Origin of the sequence: Gudongella sp. DL1XJH-153, assembly GCF_049310905.1 — a bacterium.
Taxonomy (GTDB): domain Bacteria; phylum Bacillota; class Clostridia; order Tissierellales; family Tissierellaceae; genus Gudongella.
On sequence record NZ_JBMEMN010000001.1, the window covers coordinates 157,010 to 179,646 of the forward strand.

At 40.3% G+C, this 22,637-nt stretch carries 26 protein-coding genes, 1 tRNA gene and 1 other annotated feature; all 27 genes read right to left on the minus strand.

Annotated features, from left to right (window positions below):
• The 27 genes from rpsQ to ACOEN1_RS00950 all read right to left on the minus strand — a co-directional run bounded on the left by rpsQ (position 1) and on the right by ACOEN1_RS00950 (position 22,593).
• Complete coding sequence (gene rpsQ / locus ACOEN1_RS00820) at positions 1 to 255, minus strand: 30S ribosomal protein S17 (RefSeq protein ID WP_422484513.1); 255 nt, start codon at positions 253 to 255, stop codon at positions 1 to 3.
• Positions 256 to 261: 6 nt separating this feature from the next.
• Entirely contained in the window at positions 262 to 468 is a 207-nt protein-coding gene (gene rpmC, locus ACOEN1_RS00825) for a 50S ribosomal protein L29 (protein ID WP_422484514.1), read from the minus strand.
• Positions 458 to 901 (minus strand): 50S ribosomal protein L16, encoded by a 444-nt coding sequence (rplP, locus tag ACOEN1_RS00830; protein ID WP_422484515.1) that lies wholly within the window; start codon positions 899 to 901, stop codon positions 458 to 460. The genes rpmC and rplP overlap by 11 nt, the downstream gene beginning before the upstream one ends.
• A gap of 30 nt (positions 902 to 931) precedes the next feature.
• Positions 932 to 1,606 (minus strand): 30S ribosomal protein S3, encoded by a 675-nt coding sequence (rpsC, locus tag ACOEN1_RS00835; protein WP_422484516.1) that lies wholly within the window; start codon positions 1,604 to 1,606, stop codon positions 932 to 934.
• Positions 1,607 to 1,623: 17 nt separating this feature from the next.
• A complete protein-coding gene (rplV, locus tag ACOEN1_RS00840; RefSeq protein WP_422484517.1) occupies positions 1,624 to 1,959 on the minus strand; it encodes a 50S ribosomal protein L22 in 336 nt (111 codons plus the stop codon).
• A gap of 18 nt (positions 1,960 to 1,977) precedes the next feature.
• A complete protein-coding gene (gene rpsS, locus ACOEN1_RS00845; protein WP_422484518.1) occupies positions 1,978 to 2,265 on the minus strand; it encodes a 30S ribosomal protein S19 in 288 nt (95 codons plus the stop codon).
• A 24-nt stretch (positions 2,266 to 2,289) separates the two neighbouring features.
• A complete protein-coding gene (gene rplB / locus ACOEN1_RS00850) occupies positions 2,290 to 3,120 on the minus strand; it encodes a 50S ribosomal protein L2 (protein ID WP_422484519.1) in 831 nt (276 codons plus the stop codon).
• 27 nt (positions 3,121 to 3,147) lie between these two features.
• The gene (gene rplW, locus ACOEN1_RS00855; protein WP_422484520.1) at positions 3,148 to 3,441 is read right to left on the minus strand and encodes a 50S ribosomal protein L23; all 294 of its coding nucleotides are present in this window, start codon (positions 3,439 to 3,441) and stop codon (positions 3,148 to 3,150) included.
• Complete coding sequence (rplD, locus tag ACOEN1_RS00860; protein WP_422484521.1) at positions 3,441 to 4,064, minus strand: 50S ribosomal protein L4; 624 nt, start codon at positions 4,062 to 4,064, stop codon at positions 3,441 to 3,443. Before rplD ends, rplW begins: the two co-directional genes overlap by 1 nt.
• Before the next feature lie 27 nt (positions 4,065 to 4,091).
• Positions 4,092 to 4,718 carry a 50S ribosomal protein L3 gene (gene rplC, locus ACOEN1_RS00865; RefSeq protein ID WP_422484522.1) on the minus strand — a complete coding sequence of 209 codons (627 nt, stop codon included), beginning with the start codon at positions 4,716 to 4,718 and terminating at the stop codon, positions 4,092 to 4,094.
• A 49-nt stretch (positions 4,719 to 4,767) separates the two neighbouring features.
• Positions 4,768 to 5,079 (minus strand): 30S ribosomal protein S10, encoded by a 312-nt coding sequence (gene rpsJ, locus ACOEN1_RS00870; RefSeq protein WP_409228981.1) that lies wholly within the window; start codon positions 5,077 to 5,079, stop codon positions 4,768 to 4,770.
• A gap of 346 nt (positions 5,080 to 5,425) precedes the next feature.
• Positions 5,426 to 6,619 carry an elongation factor Tu gene (gene tuf / locus ACOEN1_RS00875; RefSeq protein WP_422484523.1) on the minus strand — a complete coding sequence of 398 codons (1,194 nt, stop codon included), beginning with the start codon at positions 6,617 to 6,619 and terminating at the stop codon, positions 5,426 to 5,428.
• A 24-nt stretch (positions 6,620 to 6,643) separates the two neighbouring features.
• A complete protein-coding gene (gene fusA / locus ACOEN1_RS00880) occupies positions 6,644 to 8,713 on the minus strand; it encodes an elongation factor G (RefSeq protein ID WP_422484524.1) in 2,070 nt (689 codons plus the stop codon).
• Between the two features lie 58 nt (positions 8,714 to 8,771).
• On the minus strand, positions 8,772 to 9,242 hold the full coding sequence (gene rpsG / locus ACOEN1_RS00885; RefSeq protein WP_422484525.1) for a 30S ribosomal protein S7: 471 nt from the start codon (positions 9,240 to 9,242) through the stop codon (positions 8,772 to 8,774).
• Between the two features lie 115 nt (positions 9,243 to 9,357).
• Positions 9,358 to 9,777, minus strand: coding sequence for a 30S ribosomal protein S12 (rpsL, locus tag ACOEN1_RS00890; RefSeq protein WP_422484526.1), 420 nt, complete (start codon positions 9,775 to 9,777; stop codon positions 9,358 to 9,360).
• 14 nt (positions 9,778 to 9,791) lie between these two features.
• A complete protein-coding gene (locus tag ACOEN1_RS00895; RefSeq protein ID WP_422484527.1) occupies positions 9,792 to 10,040 on the minus strand; it encodes a ribosomal L7Ae/L30e/S12e/Gadd45 family protein in 249 nt (82 codons plus the stop codon).
• 103 nt (positions 10,041 to 10,143) lie between these two features.
• Entirely contained in the window at positions 10,144 to 13,677 is a 3,534-nt protein-coding gene (rpoC, locus tag ACOEN1_RS00900; protein ID WP_422484528.1) for a DNA-directed RNA polymerase subunit beta', read from the minus strand.
• 39 nt (positions 13,678 to 13,716) lie between these two features.
• Entirely contained in the window at positions 13,717 to 17,445 is a 3,729-nt protein-coding gene (locus ACOEN1_RS00905; RefSeq protein ID WP_422484653.1) for a DNA-directed RNA polymerase subunit beta, read from the minus strand.
• A gap of 233 nt (positions 17,446 to 17,678) precedes the next feature.
• Positions 17,679 to 18,056: a 50S ribosomal protein L7/L12 gene (rplL, locus tag ACOEN1_RS00910; protein WP_422484529.1), complete on the minus strand. Its 378-nt coding sequence runs from the start codon at positions 18,054 to 18,056 to the stop codon at positions 17,679 to 17,681.
• 33 nt (positions 18,057 to 18,089) lie between these two features.
• Positions 18,090 to 18,617, minus strand: coding sequence for a 50S ribosomal protein L10 (gene rplJ, locus ACOEN1_RS00915; RefSeq protein WP_422484530.1), 528 nt, complete (start codon positions 18,615 to 18,617; stop codon positions 18,090 to 18,092).
• Between the two features lie 20 nt (positions 18,618 to 18,637).
• Positions 18,638 to 18,765, minus strand: a sequence feature (ribosomal protein L10 leader region).
• Between the two features lie 35 nt (positions 18,766 to 18,800).
• On the minus strand, positions 18,801 to 19,499 hold the full coding sequence (gene rplA / locus ACOEN1_RS00920; protein ID WP_422484531.1) for a 50S ribosomal protein L1: 699 nt from the start codon (positions 19,497 to 19,499) through the stop codon (positions 18,801 to 18,803).
• A 48-nt stretch (positions 19,500 to 19,547) separates the two neighbouring features.
• On the minus strand, positions 19,548 to 19,973 hold the full coding sequence (rplK, locus tag ACOEN1_RS00925; RefSeq protein ID WP_422484532.1) for a 50S ribosomal protein L11: 426 nt from the start codon (positions 19,971 to 19,973) through the stop codon (positions 19,548 to 19,550).
• 113 nt (positions 19,974 to 20,086) lie between these two features.
• On the minus strand, positions 20,087 to 20,632 hold the full coding sequence (gene nusG, locus ACOEN1_RS00930; protein ID WP_422484654.1) for a transcription termination/antitermination protein NusG: 546 nt from the start codon (positions 20,630 to 20,632) through the stop codon (positions 20,087 to 20,089).
• Positions 20,633 to 20,680: 48 nt separating this feature from the next.
• Entirely contained in the window at positions 20,681 to 20,893 is a 213-nt protein-coding gene (gene secE, locus ACOEN1_RS00935) for a preprotein translocase subunit SecE (protein ID WP_422484533.1), read from the minus strand.
• A 24-nt stretch (positions 20,894 to 20,917) separates the two neighbouring features.
• Complete coding sequence (rpmG, locus tag ACOEN1_RS00940) at positions 20,918 to 21,067, minus strand: 50S ribosomal protein L33 (protein WP_422484534.1); 150 nt, start codon at positions 21,065 to 21,067, stop codon at positions 20,918 to 20,920.
• 192 nt (positions 21,068 to 21,259) lie between these two features.
• Positions 21,260 to 22,453, minus strand: a complete 1,194-nt coding sequence (gene tuf / locus ACOEN1_RS00945; RefSeq protein ID WP_422484523.1) for an elongation factor Tu — start codon at positions 22,451 to 22,453, stop codon at positions 21,260 to 21,262.
• Positions 22,454 to 22,517: 64 nt separating this feature from the next.
• Positions 22,518 to 22,593: transfer RNA gene (locus tag ACOEN1_RS00950), tRNA-Thr, on the minus strand.
• Positions 22,594 to 22,637 lie beyond the last annotated feature (44 nt).

Consider the following 22,637-nt stretch of genomic DNA (forward strand, 5'->3'; position numbering starts at 1 on the left):
TTATTTTGCTTTTTCTATTACGTTTATAACTCTCCAGTATTTGTCTTTGCTTAGTGGTCTAGTCTCCATGATTTCAACCTTGTCGCCAATTCCGCACTCATTGTTCTCATCGTGAGCCTTGAACTTTGTAGTTCTTTTTGATTGCTTCTTATACAATGGATGAGTTTTGAAAGTCTCTATTGAAACAACAACCGTCTTGTCCATTTTATCGCTTACAACAGTACCTATTCTTACTTTACGATTTCCTCTTTCCATTAGAGATTAAACCTCCTTCCCTATAGATAATTCTCTTTCTCGAACGATAGTTTTTACACGAGCAATATCTTTTCTTACAGAACTTATTTTTATAGGGTTATCTAATTGACCAGTAGCCAATTGAAATCTCAAGTTAAATAGCTCTGTTTTAAGATCCAGCAGTTCTGTATTTAGTTCTTTGTCTGACATTTGGCGAATTTCTTTAGCTTTCATTAGCTTCACCACCCTTATCTTGCGTTTCTTCACGTGTAACAAATTTTGTTTTGATAGGTAGTTTGTGAGCTGCAAGTCTCATTGCTTCTCTTGCATCTTCTTCAGATACACCACCCATTTCAAATAATATTCTGCCTGGTTTAACTACTGCTACCCAGTACTCAGGTGAACCTTTACCTGAACCCATACGAGTCTCAGCAGGCTTTTCAGTTACTGGTTTATCTGGGAAAACCTTGATCCAGATATTTCCGCCCCTCTTAACGTATCTTGTCATAGCACGTCTTGCGGACTCTATTTGATTTGAAGTAATCCATATTGGCTCAAGAGCTTGCAAACCAAACTCACCATATGTTATTGAGTTTCCACGGATTGCCTTTCCCTTCATTCTACCTCTATGAACTCTTCTGTATTTCACTCTTTTAGGCATTAACATGTTAACTTTCCTCCTTCCTACGACGTTAATCTATTTTGCTGATCCTTCTCTTTTGTTGCTTCTATCCACTTTTTTGGTAGGAAGTACTTCTCCTTTGTACAGCCAAACTTTAACACCGATTTTCCCGTAAGTTGTCATAGCTTCCGCAAAACCGTAGTCAATGTCAGCTCTCAGTGTTTGTAGAGGAATTGTTCCCTCACTATAGCCCTCTGTTCTAGCCATGTCAGCTCCACCAAGTCTTCCTGCCACCTGTGTTTTAATACCTTTAGCTCCGAATCTCATTGTTCTTTGGATTGCTTGCTTCATTGCTCTTCTGAAGGTAACCCTTCTTTCAAGCTGTGATGCAATGTTTTCAGCGACTAATTGTGCGTCAAGTTCAGCAACCTTGATTTCCTCAACGTTGATTACAACGCTCTTATTAGTCATCTTTTCGATAGCAATTCTAAGTTCTTCAACTCCAGATCCGCCTCTACCGATTACCATTCCTGGCTTTGCAGTGAAGATGGAAACCTTGATCTTGCTGGCAGCACGCTCAATTTCTATTTTTGATATTCCTGATATATATAATTTCTCTTTCAGATATTCTCTTATTTTGAAATCTTCCACCAAGTATAAATTGAAAGTCTTCTTGTCAGCATACCATTTTGAATCCCAATCTTTGATTATACCGACCCTAAGACCATGTGGGTTTACTTTTTGACCCATTAACTATCCCTCCTTTTCTAATTGCTTTCTTTTACAACTATTCCTATATGACTGCTTCTTTTTATTATCGGATATGCCATACCTCTTGCCTTAGGTCTGAATCTCTTCATTCTTGGACCTTCGTTTGCGTATGCTTCTGATACATAAAGATTCTCTCTATCCATATTAAAGTTGTTCTCTGCGTTTGCAACTGCGGAGTTAAGCACCTTTTCAAGAGCTTTTGCACCTTTTTTTGGTGTAAATTTTAATATTGAAAGAGCTTCATCCACTTGCTTGCCTCTGATTTCTGCACATATGAAGTTAACCTTCAATGGTGAAATCCTAACGTATTTAGCTATAGCTTTAGCTTCCACGAATTCTACCTCCTTCATCTATTTTTTTAAACCAGATGATCTTTCACTCTTGCCCATGTGACTCCTGAATGTTCTGGTCATTACAAATTCTCCTAATTTATGTCCTACCATGTCCTCGGTAACATATACTGGCACGTGTTTTCTACCATCGTATACCGCAATCGTATGCCCTACCATTTGAGGGAAAATAGTTGAACGACGTGACCAAGTCTTTATAACTTTCTTATCATTTGTTTTATTAAGCTCCTCTACTTTCTTAAGTAGATGATCATCGATAAATGGTCCTTTCTTAAGGGATCTACCCATACTTAATTCCTCCTTTCAGAAGTACTATTTTGTTCTTCTTCTTACGATATATTTGTCAGATTTCTTGTTTTTCTTTCTGGTCTTGTATCCAAGAGCAGGTTTACCCCATGGAGTTACTGGTGAAGGCATTCCTATTGGAGCTCTACCTTCTCCACCACCGTGTGGGTGATCAACTGGGTTCATGGCACTACCTCTAACAGTAGGTCTGATTCCCATGTGTCTTGAACGTCCAGCTTTACCTATTGTAACAAGCTCATGATCGATGTTTCCAACTTGTCCGATAGTAGCTCTACAATCTACAGATACCAGTCTGAACTCGCCTGAAGGTAACTTAAGCTGAGCATTTTTACCCTCTTTTGCCATAAGCTGTGCTTCGGCTCCAGCTGATCTAACAAGTTGAGCACCTTTTCCAGGCTTTAATTCAATATTGTGTATAGTTGTACCTACTGGAATGTGCTTCAACTGAAGTGCATTTCCAATTTTGATGTCTGCTTCTTCACCTGATTCAATCATGTCGCCAACTTTAATTTTGTAAGGTGCAAGAATGTATCTCTTATCTCCATCAACATAGTGAATCAATGCTATATTAGCAGATCTGTTTGGATCGTACTCTATTGCAGCAACCTTTCCTGGCACACCATCTTTGTTTCTCTTGAAGTCTATTATTCTGTACTTCTTCTTTGCTCCACCGCCTCTGTGACGGATGGTTATTCTACCTTGTGAGTTTCTTCCGCTGTTTTTATTTAAACTAATCACTAGTGACTTTTCTGGTTCTTTTTTAGTGATTTCTTCGAATGTTGAAACACTCATTTGTCTTCTAGCAGGGGAAGTAGGTTTGAATTTCCTGATACTCATTGGTTGTCCCTCCTTTTATCTTCCTAATTATTCCATCCCTTCGAAGAATTCTATCTTCTTGGAGTCATCTGTTAGTTTAACGATTGCTTTCTTCCAGCTTGATCTTCTACCACTGTGAATGCCTTGTCTCTTGACCTTTCCAAGATAATTCATAGTGTTTACCTTTTCAACCTTTACTCCAAATATACTTTCAACAGCTTTTTTAACTTCAGTCTTGTTTGACCTCTTGTCTACAGCAAAAGTATATTTCCCGAATGCCATGTCTTCCATACTCTTTTCAGTAATTATCGGTTTAATGATAATATCGTGTGGATTACGCATTATGAATACACCTCCTCCACTTTTTTAACAGCTTCCTTGGTAATAATAAATGAATTGTATTTCAATATGTCGTAAACATTCAAAGTATTAACAAGTGTAGTTGCAACATTTGGAATGTTTCCTGCCGATCTGATCACATTTACGTTTTTCTCATCCATTACGATAAGAGCTTTTTTGTCAGCTTTCAGATTGCTCAGCATGTTTTTCATTTCCTTAGTCTTTGGAGCGTCAAAGTTCATTCCATCAACTACGATTATTTCGTTGTTTTGAAGCTTGTCAGTCAACGCTGATTTCATAGCCAGTCTTCTTACCTTTTTAGGCACGCTGTAACTATAATCTCTGGGCTTCGGTGCAAATACAACTCCTCCACCTTTCCATTGTGGTGATCTTATGCTTCCTTGTCTTGCTCTACCGGTACCCTTCTGTCTCCAGGGTTTTCTTCCCCCTCCTCTAACTTCAGCTCTTGTTTTAGCTGACTGAGTACCTTGTCTCTTGTTGGCAAGTTGATTCTTTACCACTTCATATACTACATGCTCATTCACTTCTACTCCGAATACAGCATCGCTTAATTCCATTTCTTCAATCAGTTCACCTAACATATTATATACATTAACTTTAGGCATTTTGCATCCTCCTTTCCGCCTGGATTATTACTTTTTCACAGTTGCTTTTATTGATATAAGTCCTTTCTTGGGTCCAGGTATAGCTCCCTTGACAAGGATAAGATTCTTTTCTGCATCTACTCTGACAACTTCCAGATTTTGAACGGTAACTCTTTCGTGACCCATTCTACCCATCATCTTATGGCCTTTGAATACTCTTCCTGGATAAGTACCAGCTGACATACCTCCTGGCATTCTGTGGTGCTTTGAACCGTGAGTCTCTCTACCTCTTGAAAAGTGGTGTCTCTTTATAACTCCGGCTGTTCCCTTACCTTTGGAAGTACCTGTTACATCAACCATATCTCCCTCAGCGAAAACATCTGCCTTGATTTCCTGTCCTATTTCAAATTCATCTGGATTTTCAACGTGGAATTCTCTAAGGAACTTCGTGTAAGCAACATTAGCTTTCTCAAAATGTCCTTTCAAAGGTTTTGTAACTCTTTTTTCCTTGATATCTCCGAATCCAATCTGAATTGCGTTATATCCGTCTTTTTCCATTGTCTTCTTCTGTACTACGAAAAGTGGTCCTGCTGAGATTACTGTAACAGGTACAACTTCACCATCTTCCTTGAAGATTTGAGTCATGCCAACTTTTCTACCTAGCATATTTTTCATTGTTACACCTCCGTTTTATAGCGGATTGCCTAAGCAATCATATAAATTATTATAATTTTATCTCTATGTCTACGCCTGCAGGTAAATTCAACTTCATTAGTGAATCAACCGTCTTTTGATTAGGATTAAGAATGTCTATAAGTCTTTTGTGAGTTCTTTGTTCAAACTGCTCTCTGGAATCCTTGTACTTATGAACCGCTCTAAGGATAGTAACTATCTCTTTTTCTGTCGGCAATGGTACTGGACCTGATACAGTTGCTCCTGTTCTCTTGGCAGTCTCAACAATTCTTTGAGCTGAAGAGTCCAATAACTCATGATCATACGCTTTCAACCTAATTCTAATTTTTTGTTTGTTTGACATGTTATTTCCCTCCTTCTATCGCATGTTAACACTATACATGCGACTCGAGACACCGATACACCCTCCCGGGTGTTCTATATTTTTTTTAAAATATTTCCAGTATCCCAGCCGCCCGATTTAAAACCGGACATTCTCAGCAAAAATTCCCTGCATGGGCAGCAACCTTTTGCATCATCGCAATGTCATAAATTTAAACACTAGTATAGTTTATACCATATGCAACCATAATACAAGACTTTTTTATCTAAATTGCAAGATTTCAGAGCAATTCTCATAAGGTTTATTACGACACTAAAAGAAGGAGCTATCTCCTTCTTCCAAGTGTCGTTCCTTATGTCGCTTTATATTATTCGTAAACCTTTGTTACAACGCCTGCTCCTACTGTTCTTCCACCTTCTCTGATTGCGAATCTTAGTCCTTCTTCCATCGCGATTGGTGTAATCAGCTCAATTGCAAATCTTGCGTTGTCTCCTGGCATTACCATCTCTATTCCTTCTTCTAGCTGGATATCGCCTGTTACATCTGTTGTTCTAAAGTAGAACTGTGGTCTGTAACCGTTAAAGAATGGAGTGTGTCTTCCTCCCTCTTCCTTGCTCAATACGTATACTTCTGAATCAAACTTTACGTGTGGCTTGATTGATCCTGGCTTTGCAAGTACCTGACCTCTTTCGATCTCTGTTCTCTGTACTCCTCTTAGCAACAGTCCTACATTGTCTCCTGCCTGTGCATCATCAAGTAGCTTTCTGAACATCTCTACTCCGGTTACTACTACTGTTCTTGGTGCTTCTGTAAGTCCAACTATTTCTACGTTGTCTCCAGTTTTAACGACTCCTCTTTCCACTCTTCCTGTTGCTACTGTTCCTCTACCTGTTATTGAGAATACATCCTCTACTGGCATTAGGAATGGCTTGTCTGTGTCTCTTACTGGCTGTGGAATGTACTCGTCTACCTGCTTCATCAATTCAACAATCTTGTCTCCCCATTCTCCGTCTGGATCTTCTAGGGCCTTAAGTGCTGATCCCACTACTATTGGAGCGTTGTCTCCGTCGAATTCGTATTCGCTAAGAAGCTCTCTTACTTCCATCTCTACAAGCTCGATCAGTTCTGGGTCATCCACCATGTCTTCCTTGTTCAGGAATACTACTATCTTAGGTACTCCTACCTGCCTTGAAAGAAGAATGTGCTCTCTTGTCTGTGGCATTGGACCGTCTGCTGCACTTACTACCAATATTGCTCCGTCCATCTGTGCTGCTCCTGTAATCATGTTCTTTACATAGTCAGCATGGCCTGGACAGTCTACGTGTGCGTAGTGTCTTGCATCTGTTTCGTACTCAACGTGTGCTGTTGAGATTGTGATTCCTCTTTCTCTCTCTTCTGGTGCCTTGTCTATGTTGTCATAGCTTATGAATTCTCCTGAACCGAATCTCTTGTTCAGTACAAATGTTATAGCTGCTGTAAGAGTTGTCTTACCATGGTCTACGTGACCAATTGTTCCTACGTTAACGTGTGGTTTGTTTCTTTCAAACTTTTTCTTACCCATTTCTCAATTCCTCCTAATTAAAAATTATTTTCCGCCCAATACTTTCTCAGATATACTGTTTGGTACTGGTTCGTAATGGTCGAATTGCATTGTATAAAGGCCTCTTCCCTGAGTATTTGATCTCAGGTCAGTAGCATAACCGAACATTTCTGCCAATGGCACATGTGCTCTGATTATCTGAGCTCCACTTACAAGCTCCATACCTTCCATTTTTCCTCTTCTTGAGTTGATGTCTCCGATTACATCTCCCATGTATTCTTCAGGAACTGTAACTTCAACCTTCATCATTGGCTCAAGCAATGTTGGACCGGCTTTTCTCAAAGCTTCTCTAACTCCCATTGAACCTGCTATTTTATACGCCATCTCTGAAGAGTCAACGTCATGGTATGATCCATCATAAAGTATTACCTTAATGTCAAGAACTGGGTAGCCTCCAAGAATTCCTGTCTCCAGCGCTTCCTGAATACCATTGTTTATTGAGTTGATATACTCCTTCGGAATTGATCCTCCGACTATTGCATTAACAAACTCATAACCTTTACCTGGCTCCTGTGGCTCAACTTTAAGTTTAACGTGTCCATACTGTCCTCTACCACCAGACTGCTTGACATATTTACCTTCTGCGTCAGCTGGCTTTTGGATTGATTCCTTGTAAGCAACCTGAGGGTTACCTACATTTGCCTCGACCTTGAATTCCCTAAGAAGTCTGTCTACGATGATCTCAAGGTGAAGCTCTCCCATTCCAGCGATGATTGTCTGTCCGGTTTCATCATCAGTATATGTTCTGAATGTCGGATCCTCTTCTGCAAGTTTTGCAAGTGCAACTGACATCTTCTCCTGGCTGGCTTTGGTCTTAGGCTCAATAGCTACGTGAATTACCGGCTCTGGAAATACCATTTTCTCAAGGATTACCTGATCTGTTTCTCCACAAAGCGTATCTCCTGTAGAAGTATCCTTAAAACCAACAACCGCTGCTATATCTCCTGCAAATACTTCATCTATTTCTTCCCTCTTATTGGCGTGCATCTGAAGAATTCTACCGATTCTTTCTCTTTTGCCTTTAGTTGAATTGTAAACATAACTTCCGGCTTTTGCGCTTCCTGAGTAAACTCTGAAGTATGCAAGTTTACCAACAAATGGGTCTGTTACTATTTTGAAAGCAAGCGCTGAAAAAGGCTCGCTGTCATCAGCATGTCTTTCTACTACCTCTTCTGTATCTGGAAGAATTCCCTGAATTGCAGGAACATCCAAAGGTGATGGAAGATAAGCTATTACAGCATCAAGTAGAATCTGAACTCCCTTGTTCTTGTATGATGAACCACAAAGTACTGGTGTCATCTTAACCTCTAGGGTAGCTTTTCTAATACCGCTCATAATCTCTTCGGTAGTAAGCGCTTCTCCTTCAAGGTACTTCATCATAAGCTCTTCATCTGACTCTGATACAGATTCAATAAGATACTCTCTGTATTCATTAGCCAGTTCGACCATATCAGCAGGAATATCTGTAATTTCAATTTCCTGTCCAAGGTCATCCTTGTATATTCTGGCATGCATATCTACAAGGTCAACAATACCAACAAATGAATCTTCTTTTCCTATTGGCAATTGAATTGGGACTGCATTGGCCTTAAGCCTGTCCTTCATCATATTTATTGCCCTGAAGTAATCTGCACCCAGTATATCCATCTTATTAACAAAAGCTAATCGTGGTACGTGATATTTATCAGCTTGTCTCCAAACGGTCTCAGATTGAGGCTCTACTCCACCTTTTGCACAGAACAATGCAACGGCTCCATCAAGTACACGCAGTGATCTTTCAACCTCAACGGTGAAATCCACGTGTCCTGGTGTGTCTATAACGTTGATTCTGTGATCTTTCCAGAAAGCTGTTGTCGCAGCGGAGGTGATAGTGATTCCTCTCTCTTGCTCTTGTTCCATCCAGTCCATTTGGGCTCCACCCTCGTGGGTTTCGCCTATCTTGTGTATTTTACCGGTATAAAATAATATTCTTTCTGTGGTGGTTGTTTTTCCTGCATCTATATGAGCCATTATGCCGATATTTCTAGTTTTCTCAAGTGACACTTGTCTTGGCACAATTTTTCCTCCTTACGTACTAATTAATAAATCCCATCCACACATTTTAAACGTTCTACTAGAATCTGTAGTGCGCAAAAGCTTTATTAGCCTCTGCCATTTTATGTGTTTCTTCTCTCTTTTTAACACTTGCTCCAAGACCATTTGATGCATCCATAAGCTCTTTTGCAAGCTTGTCAACCATAGTCTTTTCTCCTCTTTTTCTTGAGAAGGTTACTAACCATCTAAGACCAAGGGTTTCTCTTCTTTCAGGTCTAACCTCTATTGGCACCTGATAGTTTGCTCCACCTATTCTTCTTGCTTTAACCTCAAGAACAGGCATGATGTTATTCATTGCTTTGTAGAATACCTCCAATGGGTCTTCACCTGTCTTTTCAGCAATCTGATCAAAAGCCCCGTAAACTATATTCTGTGATATTCCTTTTTTCCCATCCAGCATAATGCCGTTGATTAATTTTGTTACTACCACATCATTGTAAATTGGATCTGGCATGATTTCTCTTTTTGGTATATGTCCTTTTCTAGGCACTTTTCTTCCCTCCTTAACTATATAGAGTAGATTCATTGGTACTCGGCGTGCGCCGTTGTGCCTCAAAATGCATCTATATTAAAGTATTATTAGCATTTCAAGCACTTCTTGTCGTTTACTTCTTAACCTTAGGTTTCTTAGCACCATACTTAGATCTGGATTGAGCTCTGTTTTCCACTCCGGCAGTATCTAAAGTACCCCTTACAATGTGATATCTCACACCTGGTAGGTCTTTAACTCTTCCACCTCTGATAAGAACGACACTGTGCTCTTGTAGATTGTGTCCAATTCCTGGAATATAGGCAGCTACTTCCATTCCGTTTGTAAGTCTTACTCTTGCGACTTTTCTAAGCGCTGAGTTAGGCTTCTTTGGTGTTATTGTTCTAACAGCAACACAAACTCCTCTTTTTTGAGGTGAATTGGATTCAGTCTCCCTTTTTTTCAAGGTATTAAGATTCATACCAAGAGCTGGTGACTTTGATTTGTAAACAACCTTTTCTCTTCCTTTTCTAATAAGTTGGTTAATAGTTGGCATTAAGGCACCTCCTTCTAATTTTTATTTAATAACGCAGCGACTGCTGCATTAATATCGATTCCGCAGGCCTCTCCAAGTTCTTCCATGGTATCAATATACTGAACCACGACTTCCTTTGATTTGCACAAATCCTCAATTTCCTCAGTTACCTTTTTTTCGGCATCCCGAGCTATGAAGACCGTCTGGACCTCTGATTTTGACAAGGCTCTTTTGACCTGTTTGGCCCCTACTACCTTGCCCTCTGTATTCAATTCTGTAAACATTACTCTATCCTCCTTTAAACATATCAAAGATTATGTGGCCAAAAGACCACATAATCTTTATGTCATCAAGAGTCTTCTTAAGTTCGCACACTATAGTATTCTATCATTGTAGAATATCAGTGTCAACTAAATTTTCCTCCTTCTGGGGGATTATCTCATCATCAATAACTTCCACATTCTTGTACCTTCTCATTCCGGTACCCGCTGGGATAAGCTTACCGATAATAACATTTTCTTTAAGACCCACCAAGAAATCCTCTTTACCTTTGATTGCCGCTTCAGTCAGTACTCGGGTTGTCTCCTGGAAGGATGCAGCTGACAGGAATGAATCAGTTGCAAGAGATGCCTTGGTGATTCCAAGAAGTGTCATTCTTCCTACCGCAGGCTCTCCACCTTCTTTGACTGTTTTTTCATTGGTTTTTTCAAATTCCATTACATTTACAAGGCTACCTGGCAACAATTCAGTATCTCCGGATTCTTCAATCTTAACCTTTGACAGCATTTGCCTTACGATAATCTCTATGTGCTTGTCATTTATATCTACACCTTGTAATCTATATACCCTTTGTACTTCCTTTACAATATAATTTTGTACTCCTTTAACGCCTTTTATTTTCAGAATGTCATGTGGATTGACAGATCCTTCAGTCAACTCGTCTCCGGCTTCGACTACATCTCCTGTTTTAACCCTTATTCTTGAGCCAAACACGATGTTGTAACTAGCCTCTTCGCCATCCTCGTTTCTTATGACAATCTCTTTTCTCTTCTTATTGTCTTTTATTTCAACTTTACCATCAATCTCAGATATAACTGCAAGTCCCTTTGGCTTTCTAGCTTCGAAAAGCTCTTCTACCCTTGGAAGACCCTGAGTGATGTCAGCCGCAGCTGCAACTCCACCAGTATGGAAAGTTCTCATGGTAAGCTGTGTTCCCGGCTCTCCGATTGACTGGGCTGCTATGATACCAACAGCTTCACCGATATGCATTTCCTTGCCTGTAGCAAGATTTCTTCCATAGCAGTGGGCACATACTCCGAACTTAGCCTTACATCCAAGTACAGATCTTACCTTGACTTCCTCAATTCCAATTTCCTGTATAAACTCAGCTTGTTCATCGGTGATCATTTCATTCTTCTTGACAATTACCTCGCCTGTTTCAGGATGAACTATATCTTCGAATGAATATCTTCCGTCGAGTCTGTCCTTAAGTTCCTCAAGAATCTCCTTACCATCCTTGTAGGCCTTAACAAGGAAGTATTGCTCGGTACCGCAGTCCTCTTCCCTTACAATTACATCCTGACTGACATCTACAAGTCTCCTTGTAAGATATCCTGAGTCAGCTGTTCTTAGTGCCGTATCAGCAAGTCCCTTTCTGGAACCGTGTGTTGAAATAAAGAATTCAAGCACTGAAAGTCCCTCACGGAAGTTTGACTTGATAGGAACCTCGATAGTTCTACCTGATGCACTGGCCATAAGACCACGCATACCTGCAAGCTGTCTGATCTGGTTCTTGCTACCTCTAGCTCCTGAGATAGCCATTATATATATATTGTTCATAGGGTCAAGACCATCCATCAGGATTTCCGTTACATCCTCAGTTGTCTGGTTCCAGGTCTCGATAACCCTCTCGTATCTCTCTTCGTCGGATATAAGTCCTCTTCGATATGATTTTTCAAACCTGTCGACGACAATCTCCGCTTTTTTAATCATTTCGTATTTCTCCTGAGGGATTACAACATCACCCATGGAAATCGAAATTGCACCTATTGTTGAATACTTAAAGCCCATTGTTTTGATATGGTCAAGTATTTCAGCAGTTACAGAATTTCCGTGTTTTCTGAAGCACTTGTCAATAATAATACCAAGCTGCTTCTTGTCAATTACCTTGTCGATCTCAAGACCATACTCGTTTTCACTTCTGTCTACAAATCCAAGGTCCTGAGGTAGGTTTTCATTAAAGATAAATCTTCCAACTGTACTTTCTACAAGTTGGCCACGGTCATCTTTTCCATGCTTCATTCTAACCTTGACTTTTGCGTGAATTCCAACATCTCCGTTTGCATAGGCGTGAAGCAACTCATCGTAATCCTTGAATATTTTGCCTTCTCCGATTTCGCCTTCCCTGTAAACAGTAAGATAGTATGCACCTAGAACCATATCCTGTGAAGGTGTGGTTATTGGTTTACCATCCTTTGGTGCAAGGATATTGTTTGTTGAAAGCATTAGAAGCCTGGCTTCTGCCTGCGCCTCTGATGATAGTGGAACGTGAACTGCCATCTGGTCTCCGTCAAAGTCAGCATTGTATGCCGTACATACCAGTGGGTGGAGCTTAATTGCCTTTCCTTCCACAAGAACCGGCTCAAATGCCTGGATTCCTAGTCTATGAAGAGTAGGTGCACGGTTAAGAAGTACCGGATGATCCTTTATTACTTCCTCAAGTACATCCCATACCTGTGGCTTGATTCTCTCTACCATCCTCTTTGCACTCTTGATGTTGTGCGCATGTCCATCTGATACAAGTTTTTTCATAACAAATGGTTTGAACAGTTCCAATGCCATCTTTTTAGGAAGACCACACTGGTAGAATTTAAGCTCTGGACCAACAACTATAACTGAACGTCCCGAGTAGTCAACCCTTTTACCAAGAAGGTTCTGTCTGAAACGACCTTGCTTTCCTTTAAGCATGTCAGAAAGTGATTTCAAAGGTCTGTTTCCAGGACCTGTTACAGGTCTTCCCCTTCTACCGTTGTCTATTAGAGCATCCACCGCTTCCTGAAGCATCCTTTTCTCATTTCTTACAATGATGTCTGGAGCTCCAAGATCAAGTAGTCTCTTTAATCTATTATTTCTGTTTATGACTCTTCTGTAAAGATCATTAAGGTCTGATGTTGCAAACCTACCTCCATCAAGCTGTACCATTGGTCTTAAGTCAGGTGGAATTACCGGTATAACATCCAGGACCATCCATTCAGGTCTGTTCCCTGAATTTCTAAAGGCTTCAACAACCTCAAGTCTTCTTGTAATCCTTACCTTTTTCTGTCCTGTCGCATCCTTAAGCTGTCCCCTTAGTTCCTTTGATTCTGATTCCAGATCGATCTTCTCAAGAAGCGATCTAACTGCCTCAGCACCCATCATTGCCCTGAAGCTGTTGTGATACTTATCTACTGCATCTCTGTATTCAGCTTCAGTTAAGAGCTGCTTTTCATACATGGGGGTATCCCCAGGTTCAATCACTACATAGGATGCAAAATACAATATTTTTTCAAGAGCTCGAGGACTCATATCAAGAATAAGTCCCATTCTGCTTGGAATTCCTTTAAAATACCAAATATGTGAAACTGGAGCTGCAAGTTCAATATGTCCAAGCCTCTCTCTTCTCACCTTAGCTTTGGTGACCTCAACTCCACATCTGTCACATACTACTCCCTTATATCTTACCCTTTTGTACTTTCCGCAATGACATTCCCAGTCCTTTGTAGGTCCGAATATCTTTTCGCAGAATAAACCTTCTTTTTCCGGTTTAAGAGTACGGTAGTTTATTGTTTCCGGTTTTTTTACTTCTCCCTTTGACCATTGTCTGATCTTTTCAGGGGAAGCTAGCCCAATTTTAATTGAATCAAATGTGTTTAATTCAAACAAGGAGCATTCTCTCCTTTCATAATAAAGTTTGTTAATAGCCTAGTCCATATCCTCATCGTTGTAGGAGTCAGAGTCATCATCTTCTTCCTCGATTATAAAACCTGCGGGAATCTCTTCTGTAGAATCTTCTTCCCTTTTTTCTCCTGTTTCTTCCTTGTCATTTTCATCGCCGTCTTCTTTTCCTCTGTCATCTACAAAGAGCTTTTCCCTTGGAGCATCTCCACCCATTAGGTCAAGGTCCGTAAGGTCATCGTCAACTGATTCTTTCAACTCAATTTCTCCGATTTCCTCTCCAATTACTTTTACATCCAATGCAAGACTCTGAAGCTCTTTTATAAGAACTTTAAATGATTCAGGTATTCCAGGTTCAGGAATGTTCTCGCCCTTGACAATTGCCTCGTAGGTCTTTACTCTTCCTACAATATCATCCGATTTCACGGTAAGAATCTCCTGCAGTGTATGGGATGCACCATATGCTTCAAGTGCCCATACCTCCATCTCTCCGAATCTTTGACCTCCAAACTGGGCTTTTCCTCCCAGTGGTTGTTGTGTTACCAAAGAATATGGTCCAGTTGACCTAGCATGTATCTTATCGTCAACTAGATGGTGAAGCTTAAGCATATACATATATCCTACTGTTACAGGATTTGCAAAAGAATCACCTGTACGGCCGTCTCTTAAATCAATCATACCGTGCTCGGGATATCCAGCTTCGTTTAGCTTTACCATTATATCTTCTTCCACAGCTCCATCAAATACAGGAGTTGCTACATAAATTCCAAGTTTCTTGGCTGCAAGTCCAAGGTGGACCTCAAGTACTTGTCCAAGGTTCATCCTTGAGGGTACTCCCAATGGGTTAAGTACTACATCCACCGGTGTTCCATCAGGCATGTAAGGCATGTCTTCTTCAGGAAGAATCCTTGAGATTACACCCTTGTTACCGTGTCTACCACACATCTTGTCTCCAACTTGTATTTTCCTCTTGGTAGCTACATAAACCCTGACCATTTGGTTTACTCCAGGTGGAAGTTCATCTCCATTGTCCCTTGAGTAGACCTTAACATCAACTATGATTCCAGTTTCACCGTGAGGCACTCTTAGTGATGTATCTCTTACTTCCCTTGCCTTTTCACCAAATATTGCTCTCAGAAGTCTTTCCTCAGCAGTCAGTTCCGTTTCGCCTTTTGGTGTAACCTTTCCAACAAGAATATCTCCGGCTTTAACTTCTGCACCGATTCTGATAATTCCTCTTTCGTTAAGATCCTTAAGCATCTCTTCTCCGACATTTGGAATATCCCTTGTTATTTCTTCAGGTCCAAGTTTGGTGTCCCTGGCCTCTGACTCGTATTCCTCGATATGAACTGACGTCAGTACATCTTCGATTACAAGTCGTTCATTAAGGAGCACTGCATCCTCGTAGTTGTATCCTTCCCAGGTCATAAATGCAATCAAAAGGTTCTTTCCAAGTGCAATTTCACCTAAATCTGTACTTGGTCCGTCAGCAATAATCTGATTTGCCGCGACTTTTTCACCCTGCGTAACCATTGGTCTTTGATTGATTGTCGTACCCTGGTTGGATCTTTTAAACTTCAATAATCTATATTTATCTATTTGATTGTCTTTATCTCTTCTGATTTTAATCTCATCAGCTGATACTTTCTCAACAACTCCTGCTTCTTTGGCTACAATTACAACTCCAGAGTCTTTGGCGGCTTTATACTCAATACCTGTTCCGATAATCGGTGCCTCAGTCTTAAGCAAAGGAACTGCCTGTCTCTGCATGTTTGCACCCATCAGCGCCCTGTTGGCGTCATCGTTCTCAAGGAAGGGAATCATTGCAGTACCAACAGAAACTATTTGTCTAGGGGAAACATCCATGTACTCGATATCCTCAGGACCAAATATATCTACTATTCCTAATTTACCCCTTGCAATTATCCTGTTGTTGGCGAATTTGCTGTCTTTATCCAGCTTTTCATTTGACTGAGCAATAATCATCTCGTACTCAATATCTGCTGTCAAATAGTCAATGTGTCCAGTTACCTGGCCATTTTTTACTCGTCTATAAGGAGCCTCGATAAAACCATACTCGTTGATCCTTGCATAAGTCGTCATGGATGTTATAAGTCCAATGTTTGGACCCTCAGGAGTCTCAATGGGACACATTCTTCCGTAGTGGGAGTTGTGAACATCTCTTACCTCAAACCCAGCCCTGTCCCTGCTCAAACCGCCTGGTCCAAGAGCAGACATTCTTCTTTTGTGAGTCAACTCTGCTAGTGGGTTTGTCTGATCCATAAACTGTGACAACTGACTGCTTCCAAAAAACTCCTTGATTGATGCAACAACAGGTCTAATGTTTATAAGTGCCTGAGGTGTTGCAACTTCAATGTCCTGGATAGTCATTCTTTCCCTTACAACACGTTCCATCCTTGCAAGACCAATTCTGAATTGGTTCTGTAAAAGCTCTCCAACACTTCTTAGTCTTCTGTTTCCCAAGTGATCTATGTCATCTGTCCCGCCAATATTATAGAAAAGATTAAACTCGTAATTTACGCTCGCAATAATATCGTCAACAATAATATGTTTAGGTGACAGTTCTCTAATTCTGTCCTTTATCGCATCCTTTAGCTCGTCCTCGTCTGGGAATGCCTCTATTAGCTCCTTCATTAGAGGATAATAGACTCTTTCTCTCAATCCTAGTTCCTTTAGAGAAAATGGCAAATCAAAAGCTTCAGGGAATACAAAGTTGTTTGAAAGAACCTTGATTTCTCTTCCATCATCCATTAACAGTTTCATTGAGTTAATTCCACTGTTTTCCATTTCTATTGCTCTGTCCCTTGTTATTCTCTCTCCCTTTTCAGCCAGGATTTCTCCTGTTTCAGGGTGAACTACGTCATGAGCAACACGATTACCTGCAATTCTGTTATATAGGGCTAATTTTTTATTGAACTTGTATCTCCCGACCTTGGCAAGATCATACCTTCTTGGATCAAAGAACAAATTTGTCAGCAAACTCCTGGCGCTGTCCACTGTTGGGGGCTCTCCAGGTCTTAAACGTTTGTATATCTCAAGAAGTGCTTCTTCTTCAGTATTGGTGACATCTTTTTCCATCGTCGTCAAAAGCTGCTCCGTTTCACCCAATACGTCGATAATTTCGCTGTCACTTGCAATACCTAGCGATCTCATCAGAGTTGTAATTGGAACCTTTCTTGTTCTGTCGATCCTGACATAAACGATATCATTGGAGTCAGTTTCATATTCCAACCACGCTCCACGGTTTGGAATCAATGTTGATGAAAATAAACTTTTACCTGCTTTGTCAATTGACTCAACATAATAAACTCCAGGAGATCTTACTAGCTGACTTACAACGACCCTCTCGGCACCGTTTATTATAAACGTTCCCTTATCAGTCATCAACGGCATATCGCCCATGAAAACTTCCTGTTCCTTTACCTCTCCGGTCTCTTTATTTATAAGTCTGACCTTGACTTTTAAGGGTGCTGAATAGTTAGCGTCCCTTTCTCTTGCCTCGTGCTCATCGTACTTGACGGCTTCTCCTATGTGATAATCCACAAATTCCAATATCAGGTTTCCAGTATAATCCTGAATCGGGGATATATCGTCAAAAACTTCTCTTAATCCTTCTGACAGAAACCAATCATAAGAGGATTTCTGTACCTCAATCAAATCAGGCAGATCAAGTACTTCATCGATGCGGGAATAACTCATCCTGACCCGCTTACCAAATGTTACAGGATGTACCATTAAAACTTCACCCCTCATTAAACTAAAATAGCCAAAAGCTCCAGCTTTTGGTGGTACGGACTCATCGGTCATTTGAAAATAACAGGTTTAAATTGTTCGTATAATATGCCCATTATAATCATTATTATGCAATATATTATACTATCATACACCTTTAGTGATGTCAAATTTTTTTGTCTGTTTTTGGTGAAAAAAAGTGGCTTTCATGATGAAAGCCACTTTCTATTCTTAAATTACTTAACTTCTACAGTTGCTCCAACTTCTTCAAGCTTAGCTTTAAGCTCTTCAGCTTCTTCTTTGCTTGCGCCTTCCTTAATTGGCTTTGGTGCGTTGTCTACAAGCTCTTTTGCTTCTTTAAGTCCAAGACCAGTGATTTCTCTTACAGCCTTGATAACTTTGATTTTCTCTCCACCAATTGATGAAAGAATTACATCAAACTCAGTTTGCTCTTCTACTGCTTCTGCTGCTACTGGTGCTGCTGCTGCTACTGCTGCTGGAGCTGCTGCGCTTACTCCGAATTCTTCCTCAAGAGCCTTAACTACTTCTGAAAGCTCCAATACTGTTAGATTTTTTACTTCTTCAATTAGGTTTAATACTTTTTCACTTGCCATTTTTATTTATCCCTCCGAATTTTAATATAATATTTATGCTGCCTTCTCTTCAGCTATAGCGTTTAGAACTATAGCAAGACTTCTTACTGTTCCTTGAAGTACATTTGCGAATCCTTGTATTGGTGCGTTCATACCAGCAAGTACCTGTGCAACAAGTACATCTTTTGGTGGTAAGTCAGCAAGACTCTTAACTCCGTTTTCATCAATGATTATTCCATCAACGATTCCCGCTTTAATCTCAAGCTTTTCGTTTGACTTTGCAAACTCTGATGTAACTTTTGCTGCTGCTACTGGATCTTCCAATCCAAATGCAACTGCTGAAGGTCCTCTAAGATATTCATTGAATTCTTCCAGACCCAAGTCTTTAAATGCAAATCTCATCATTGTATTCTTGTAAACCTTGTAGTCAACTCCAGCTTCCCTGTATTTCTTTCTAAGCTCAGTCAACTCTTCTACGTCAAGTCCTCTGTAGTCAACCAATATCATAGATTGTGATGAGCTAATCTTTTCTTTGATTTCCTCAACTATCTTTGATTTGGCTTGAAGGGTATGTTCCTTCATATTATCTTCACCTCCTGCTTTGTTATAACAATAAAGGTCTCGTACGCAGACACGTAGAGACCCTAATATCAAGATTAGATATTTCTCACCTCGGTAGGGTATTAAGCCAGTTGGCTCCTACTGTCTGCGGTTCTTTATTTAATTAACTTTCATGATTATATCAGCAACAATGTACCTTGTCAACTAGTCAGTCAGTTTTCCTGGATTTAATTTGATTCCAGGACCCATTGTACTTGAAATTGTTACTGTTCTCATGTATCTACCTTTTGCAGCAGCTGGTCTTGCCTTGTTAAGCGCGTCCATGATTGCAACAAAGTTTTCTCTAAGCTTTTCAGTACCGAATGATGCTTTTCCTATTGGTACATGAACGATACTAGCCTTGTCAACCCTGTACTCAACCTTACCTGCCTTGATCTCATTAACTGCTTTTTCAATATCGAAAGTAACAGTTCCTGATTTAGGATTAGGCATTAAGCCCTTAGGTCCAAGGATTCTACCGATTCTACCTACAACGCCCATCATATCTGGAGTTGCAACCACTACGTCGAAATCCATCCAACCATCGTTTTGGATTTTGGCAACCATATCGTCTCCTCCGACGAAATCAGCACCTGCATCCTCTGCTTCTTTAACCTTTTCACCTTTTGCTATTACAAGTACTCTGCTTGTTTTACCAGTACCATGTGGTAATACAACAGCGCCTCTTACTTGCTGGTCTGCATGCCTTGGATCTACTCCAAGTCTTACTGCAAGCTCAACTGTCTCGTCAAACTTTGCTTTTGAAGTCTGCTGTACCAGCTCAATAGCATCCAATGTGTCATAAAGCTTGTTTCTGTCAACAAGTTTCATGCTCTCTTTATAATGCTTACCTCTTTTTGGCATACTATAAACCTCCTTGTGGTATTAACGAAAATTTTCTCCCACTATATATTATTCTTCTACTTCAACACCCATGCTTCTTGCAGTTCCAGCTACCATGCTCATGGCTGCTTCAATTGATCCTGCATTAAGGTCTGGCATTTTTATCTTAGCTATCTCTTCAAGATCAGCCTTTGATATTTTAGCAACTTTTTTCTTGTTTGGCTCTCCTGAACCTGACTCAATTCCAACAGCCTTCTTTATAAGAATTGGCGCTGGTGGAGTCTTTGTGATAAATGAAAATGATCTGTCTCCATATACTGTCAATACTACAGGTATTATCATTCCTGCCTGATCTGCAGTCTTTGAGTTGAACTCCTTGGTAAACTGCATAATGTTTACTCCGTGAGGTCCTAAAGCAGTACCTACAGGTGGAGCTGGTGTTGCCTTTCCAGCTGGAATTTGTAATTTAACTAGAGCTATGACTTTTTTAGCCATAATTCCACCTCCTTATTTCAATGTGGTTTAGCGGGATAATCCCTCCCACTGCACTTCTATTTATAAAGCATTATTGCTTATAAATCAATCCATCTCGGAAAAAGATATCCGAGTTATACTCTCTCTATCTGATCAAACTCAAGCTCAACCAATGTCTCTCTTCCAAACATGGAAACATAGACCTTGACCTTTCGTTTATCCATATTCATACTGTCAATGGTTCCAATAAAGTTTTCAAAAGGACCTGCGATAACCTTGACAGGATCCTTGACCTTGAAGTCAACAGCCGGCAATACGATTTTTTCCTGAACTCCCAGATTCTTGACTTCTTTGTCAGAAAGGGGTACCGGTTTGGATGACGGGCCAACAAAGCCAGTTACACCTCGGGTGTTTCTAACCAAATACCATGACTCATCATTTATAATCATTTTAACAAGAACATATCCAGGAAACATTTTTCTCTCTTTAAGTACCTTTTTCCCGGATTTGTTGTCAATGTATTCTTCAGTTGGAACAGCGACTTCGAAGATATCATCCTTCATTCCTCTGTTCTCTACCATCTTTTCAAGGTTGGCCTTTACTTTATTTTCATGACCAGAATAAGTATGGACCACATACCACTTTGCATCCTTGGCTCTCTCTTCCCTACTCATATCCATTTCCGTCATAATTTGGGGACCACTTGGGTCCTACCCTCCCTTGTAATACTAAATAATAAACGATAAAATTCCACCTAAAATCAAATCCAGAACGTAAACTATTATTGCTACCAATACACTGATAAATATAACTACGCCTGTGTAGTTTAGAAGTTCTTTTCTGTTAGGCCAGATAACTTTTCTAAGCTCTGATTTAACACCTCTAAAGTAAGTGGATAATCTATCCTTTGTTTTTACAGATCCTGTGTTTGTCCCTGCCATCATTTCACATCCTTACTTTAACAGTTATTTTGTTTCCTTGTGAGCTGTGTGCTTCTTACAGAATTTACAATATTTCTGAAGCTCAATTCTCTCTGTAGTATTCTTTTTGTTCTTCTTAGTTACATAATTTCTCTGCTTGCACTCTGTACACGCCAATGTGACTCTGTCTCTCATCTATCACACCTCCTAGTATCACCCATGGTGTTATCTACATATATAATTTCAATTAAATTGGGCACAATCTCCCATTATTAATGCACTACTAATATACCCTATCACAAATCATTATTAGTGTCAATAAATAATTCATACCTGTAAACAGGACATGTCATAAAAAGACCGGGTCAAAAGACCCAGTCTTTCACTTTATTCGTAAACCTTTGTTACAACGCCTGCTCCTACTGTTCTTCCACCTTCTCTGATTGCGAATCTTAGTCCTTCTTCCATCGCGATTGGTGTAATCAGCTCAATTGCAAATCTTGCGTTGTCTCCTGGCATTACCATCTCTATTCCTTCTTCTAGCTGGATATCGCCTGTTACATCTGTTGTTCTAAAGTAGAACTGTGGTCTGTAACCGTTAAAGAATGGAGTGTGTCTTCCTCCCTCTTCCTTGCTCAATACGTATACTTCTGAATCAAACTTTACGTGTGGCTTGATTGATCCTGGCTTTGCAAGTACCTGACCTCTTTCGATCTCTGTTCTCTGTACTCCTCTTAGCAACAGTCCTACATTGTCTCCTGCCTGTGCATCATCAAGTAGCTTTCTGAACATCTCTACTCCGGTTACTACTACTGTTCTTGGTGCTTCTGTAAGTCCAACTATTTCTACGTTGTCTCCAGTTTTAACGACTCCTCTTTCCACTCTTCCTGTTGCTACTGTTCCTCTACCTGTTATTGAGAATACATCCTCTACTGGCATTAGGAATGGCTTGTCTGTGTCTCTTACTGGCTGTGGAATGTACTCGTCTACCTGCTTCATCAATTCAACAATCTTGTCTCCCCATTCTCCGTCTGGATCTTCTAGGGCCTTAAGTGCTGATCCCACTACTATTGGAGCGTTGTCTCCGTCGAATTCGTATTCGCTAAGAAGCTCTCTTACTTCCATCTCTACAAGCTCGATCAGTTCTGGGTCATCCACCATGTCTTCCTTGTTCAGGAATACTACTATCTTAGGTACTCCTACCTGCCTTGAAAGAAGAATGTGCTCTCTTGTCTGTGGCATTGGACCGTCTGCTGCACTTACTACCAATATTGCTCCGTCCATCTGTGCTGCTCCTGTAATCATGTTCTTTACATAGTCAGCATGGCCTGGACAGTCTACGTGTGCGTAGTGTCTTGCATCTGTTTCGTACTCAACGTGTGCTGTTGAGATTGTGATTCCTCTTTCTCTCTCTTCTGGTGCCTTGTCTATGTTGTCATAGCTTATGAATTCTCCTGAACCGAATCTCTTGTTCAGTACAAATGTTATAGCTGCTGTAAGAGTTGTCTTACCATGGTCTACGTGACCAATTGTTCCTACGTTAACGTGTGGTTTGTTTCTTTCAAACTTTTTCTTACCCATTTCTCAATTCCTCCCTTAAATTATCCTTTCCAAGAAAACTTGTCCGGGTGTTTCTCTTCTTATATGGAGCCCACGACCGGACTCGAACCGGTGACCTCTTGCTTACCATGCAAGTGCTCTACCTCCTGAGCTACGTGGGCTTACAATAAGATATTTTACTATTGATTAAGATGCTTGTCAATAC

Coding starts and splice junctions, on each gene's coding strand:
- rpmG (WP_422484534.1), bottom strand. CDS start 21,067: ATGAGAGACAGAGTCACATTGGCGTGTACAGAGTGCAAGCAGAGAAAT.
- rplL (WP_422484529.1), bottom strand. CDS start 18,056: ATGGCAAGTGAAAAAGTATTAAACCTAATTGAAGAAGTAAAAAATCTA.
- nusG (WP_422484654.1), bottom strand. CDS start 20,632: ATGGATATGAGTAGGGAAGAGAGAGCCAAGGATGCAAAGTGGTATGTG.
- tuf (WP_422484523.1), bottom strand. CDS start 6,619: ATGGGTAAGAAAAAGTTTGAAAGAAACAAACCACACGTTAACGTAGGA.
- rplA (WP_422484531.1), bottom strand. CDS start 19,499: ATGCCAAAAAGAGGTAAGCATTATAAAGAGAGCATGAAACTTGTTGAC.
- ACOEN1_RS00895 (WP_422484527.1), bottom strand. CDS start 10,040: ATGTTTACAGAATTGAATACAGAGGGCAAGGTAGTAGGGGCCAAACAG.
- ACOEN1_RS00905 (WP_422484653.1), bottom strand. CDS start 17,445: ATGGTACATCCTGTAACATTTGGTAAGCGGGTCAGGATGAGTTATTCC.
- rplW (WP_422484520.1), bottom strand. CDS start 3,441: ATGCGTAATCCACACGATATTATCATTAAACCGATAATTACTGAAAAG.
- tuf (WP_422484523.1), bottom strand. CDS start 22,453: ATGGGTAAGAAAAAGTTTGAAAGAAACAAACCACACGTTAACGTAGGA.
- rpsQ (WP_422484513.1), bottom strand. CDS start 255: ATGGAAAGAGGAAATCGTAAAGTAAGAATAGGTACTGTTGTAAGCGAT.
- rplB (WP_422484519.1), bottom strand. CDS start 3,120: ATGAGTATCAGGAAATTCAAACCTACTTCCCCTGCTAGAAGACAAATG.
- rpmC (WP_422484514.1), bottom strand. CDS start 468: ATGAAAGCTAAAGAAATTCGCCAAATGTCAGACAAAGAACTAAATACA.
- rpsS (WP_422484518.1), bottom strand. CDS start 2,265: ATGGGTAGATCCCTTAAGAAAGGACCATTTATCGATGATCATCTACTT.
- rpsJ (WP_409228981.1), bottom strand. CDS start 5,079: ATGTCAAACAAACAAAAAATTAGAATTAGGTTGAAAGCGTATGATCAT.
- rplP (WP_422484515.1), bottom strand. CDS start 901: ATGTTAATGCCTAAAAGAGTGAAATACAGAAGAGTTCATAGAGGTAGA.
- rplD (WP_422484521.1), bottom strand. CDS start 4,064: ATGCCTAAAGTTAATGTATATAATATGTTAGGTGAACTGATTGAAGAA.
- rplC (WP_422484522.1), bottom strand. CDS start 4,718: ATGAAAAATATGCTAGGTAGAAAAGTTGGCATGACTCAAATCTTCAAG.
- rplJ (WP_422484530.1), bottom strand. CDS start 18,617: ATGAAGGAACATACCCTTCAAGCCAAATCAAAGATAGTTGAGGAAATC.
- rpsC (WP_422484516.1), bottom strand. CDS start 1,606: ATGGGTCAAAAAGTAAACCCACATGGTCTTAGGGTCGGTATAATCAAA.
- secE (WP_422484533.1), bottom strand. CDS start 20,893: ATGGCAGGGACAAACACAGGATCTGTAAAAACAAAGGATAGATTATCC.
- rplK (WP_422484532.1), bottom strand. CDS start 19,973: ATGGCTAAAAAAGTCATAGCTCTAGTTAAATTACAAATTCCAGCTGGA.
- rpsL (WP_422484526.1), bottom strand. CDS start 9,777: ATGCCAACTATTAACCAACTTATTAGAAAAGGAAGAGAAAAGGTTGTT.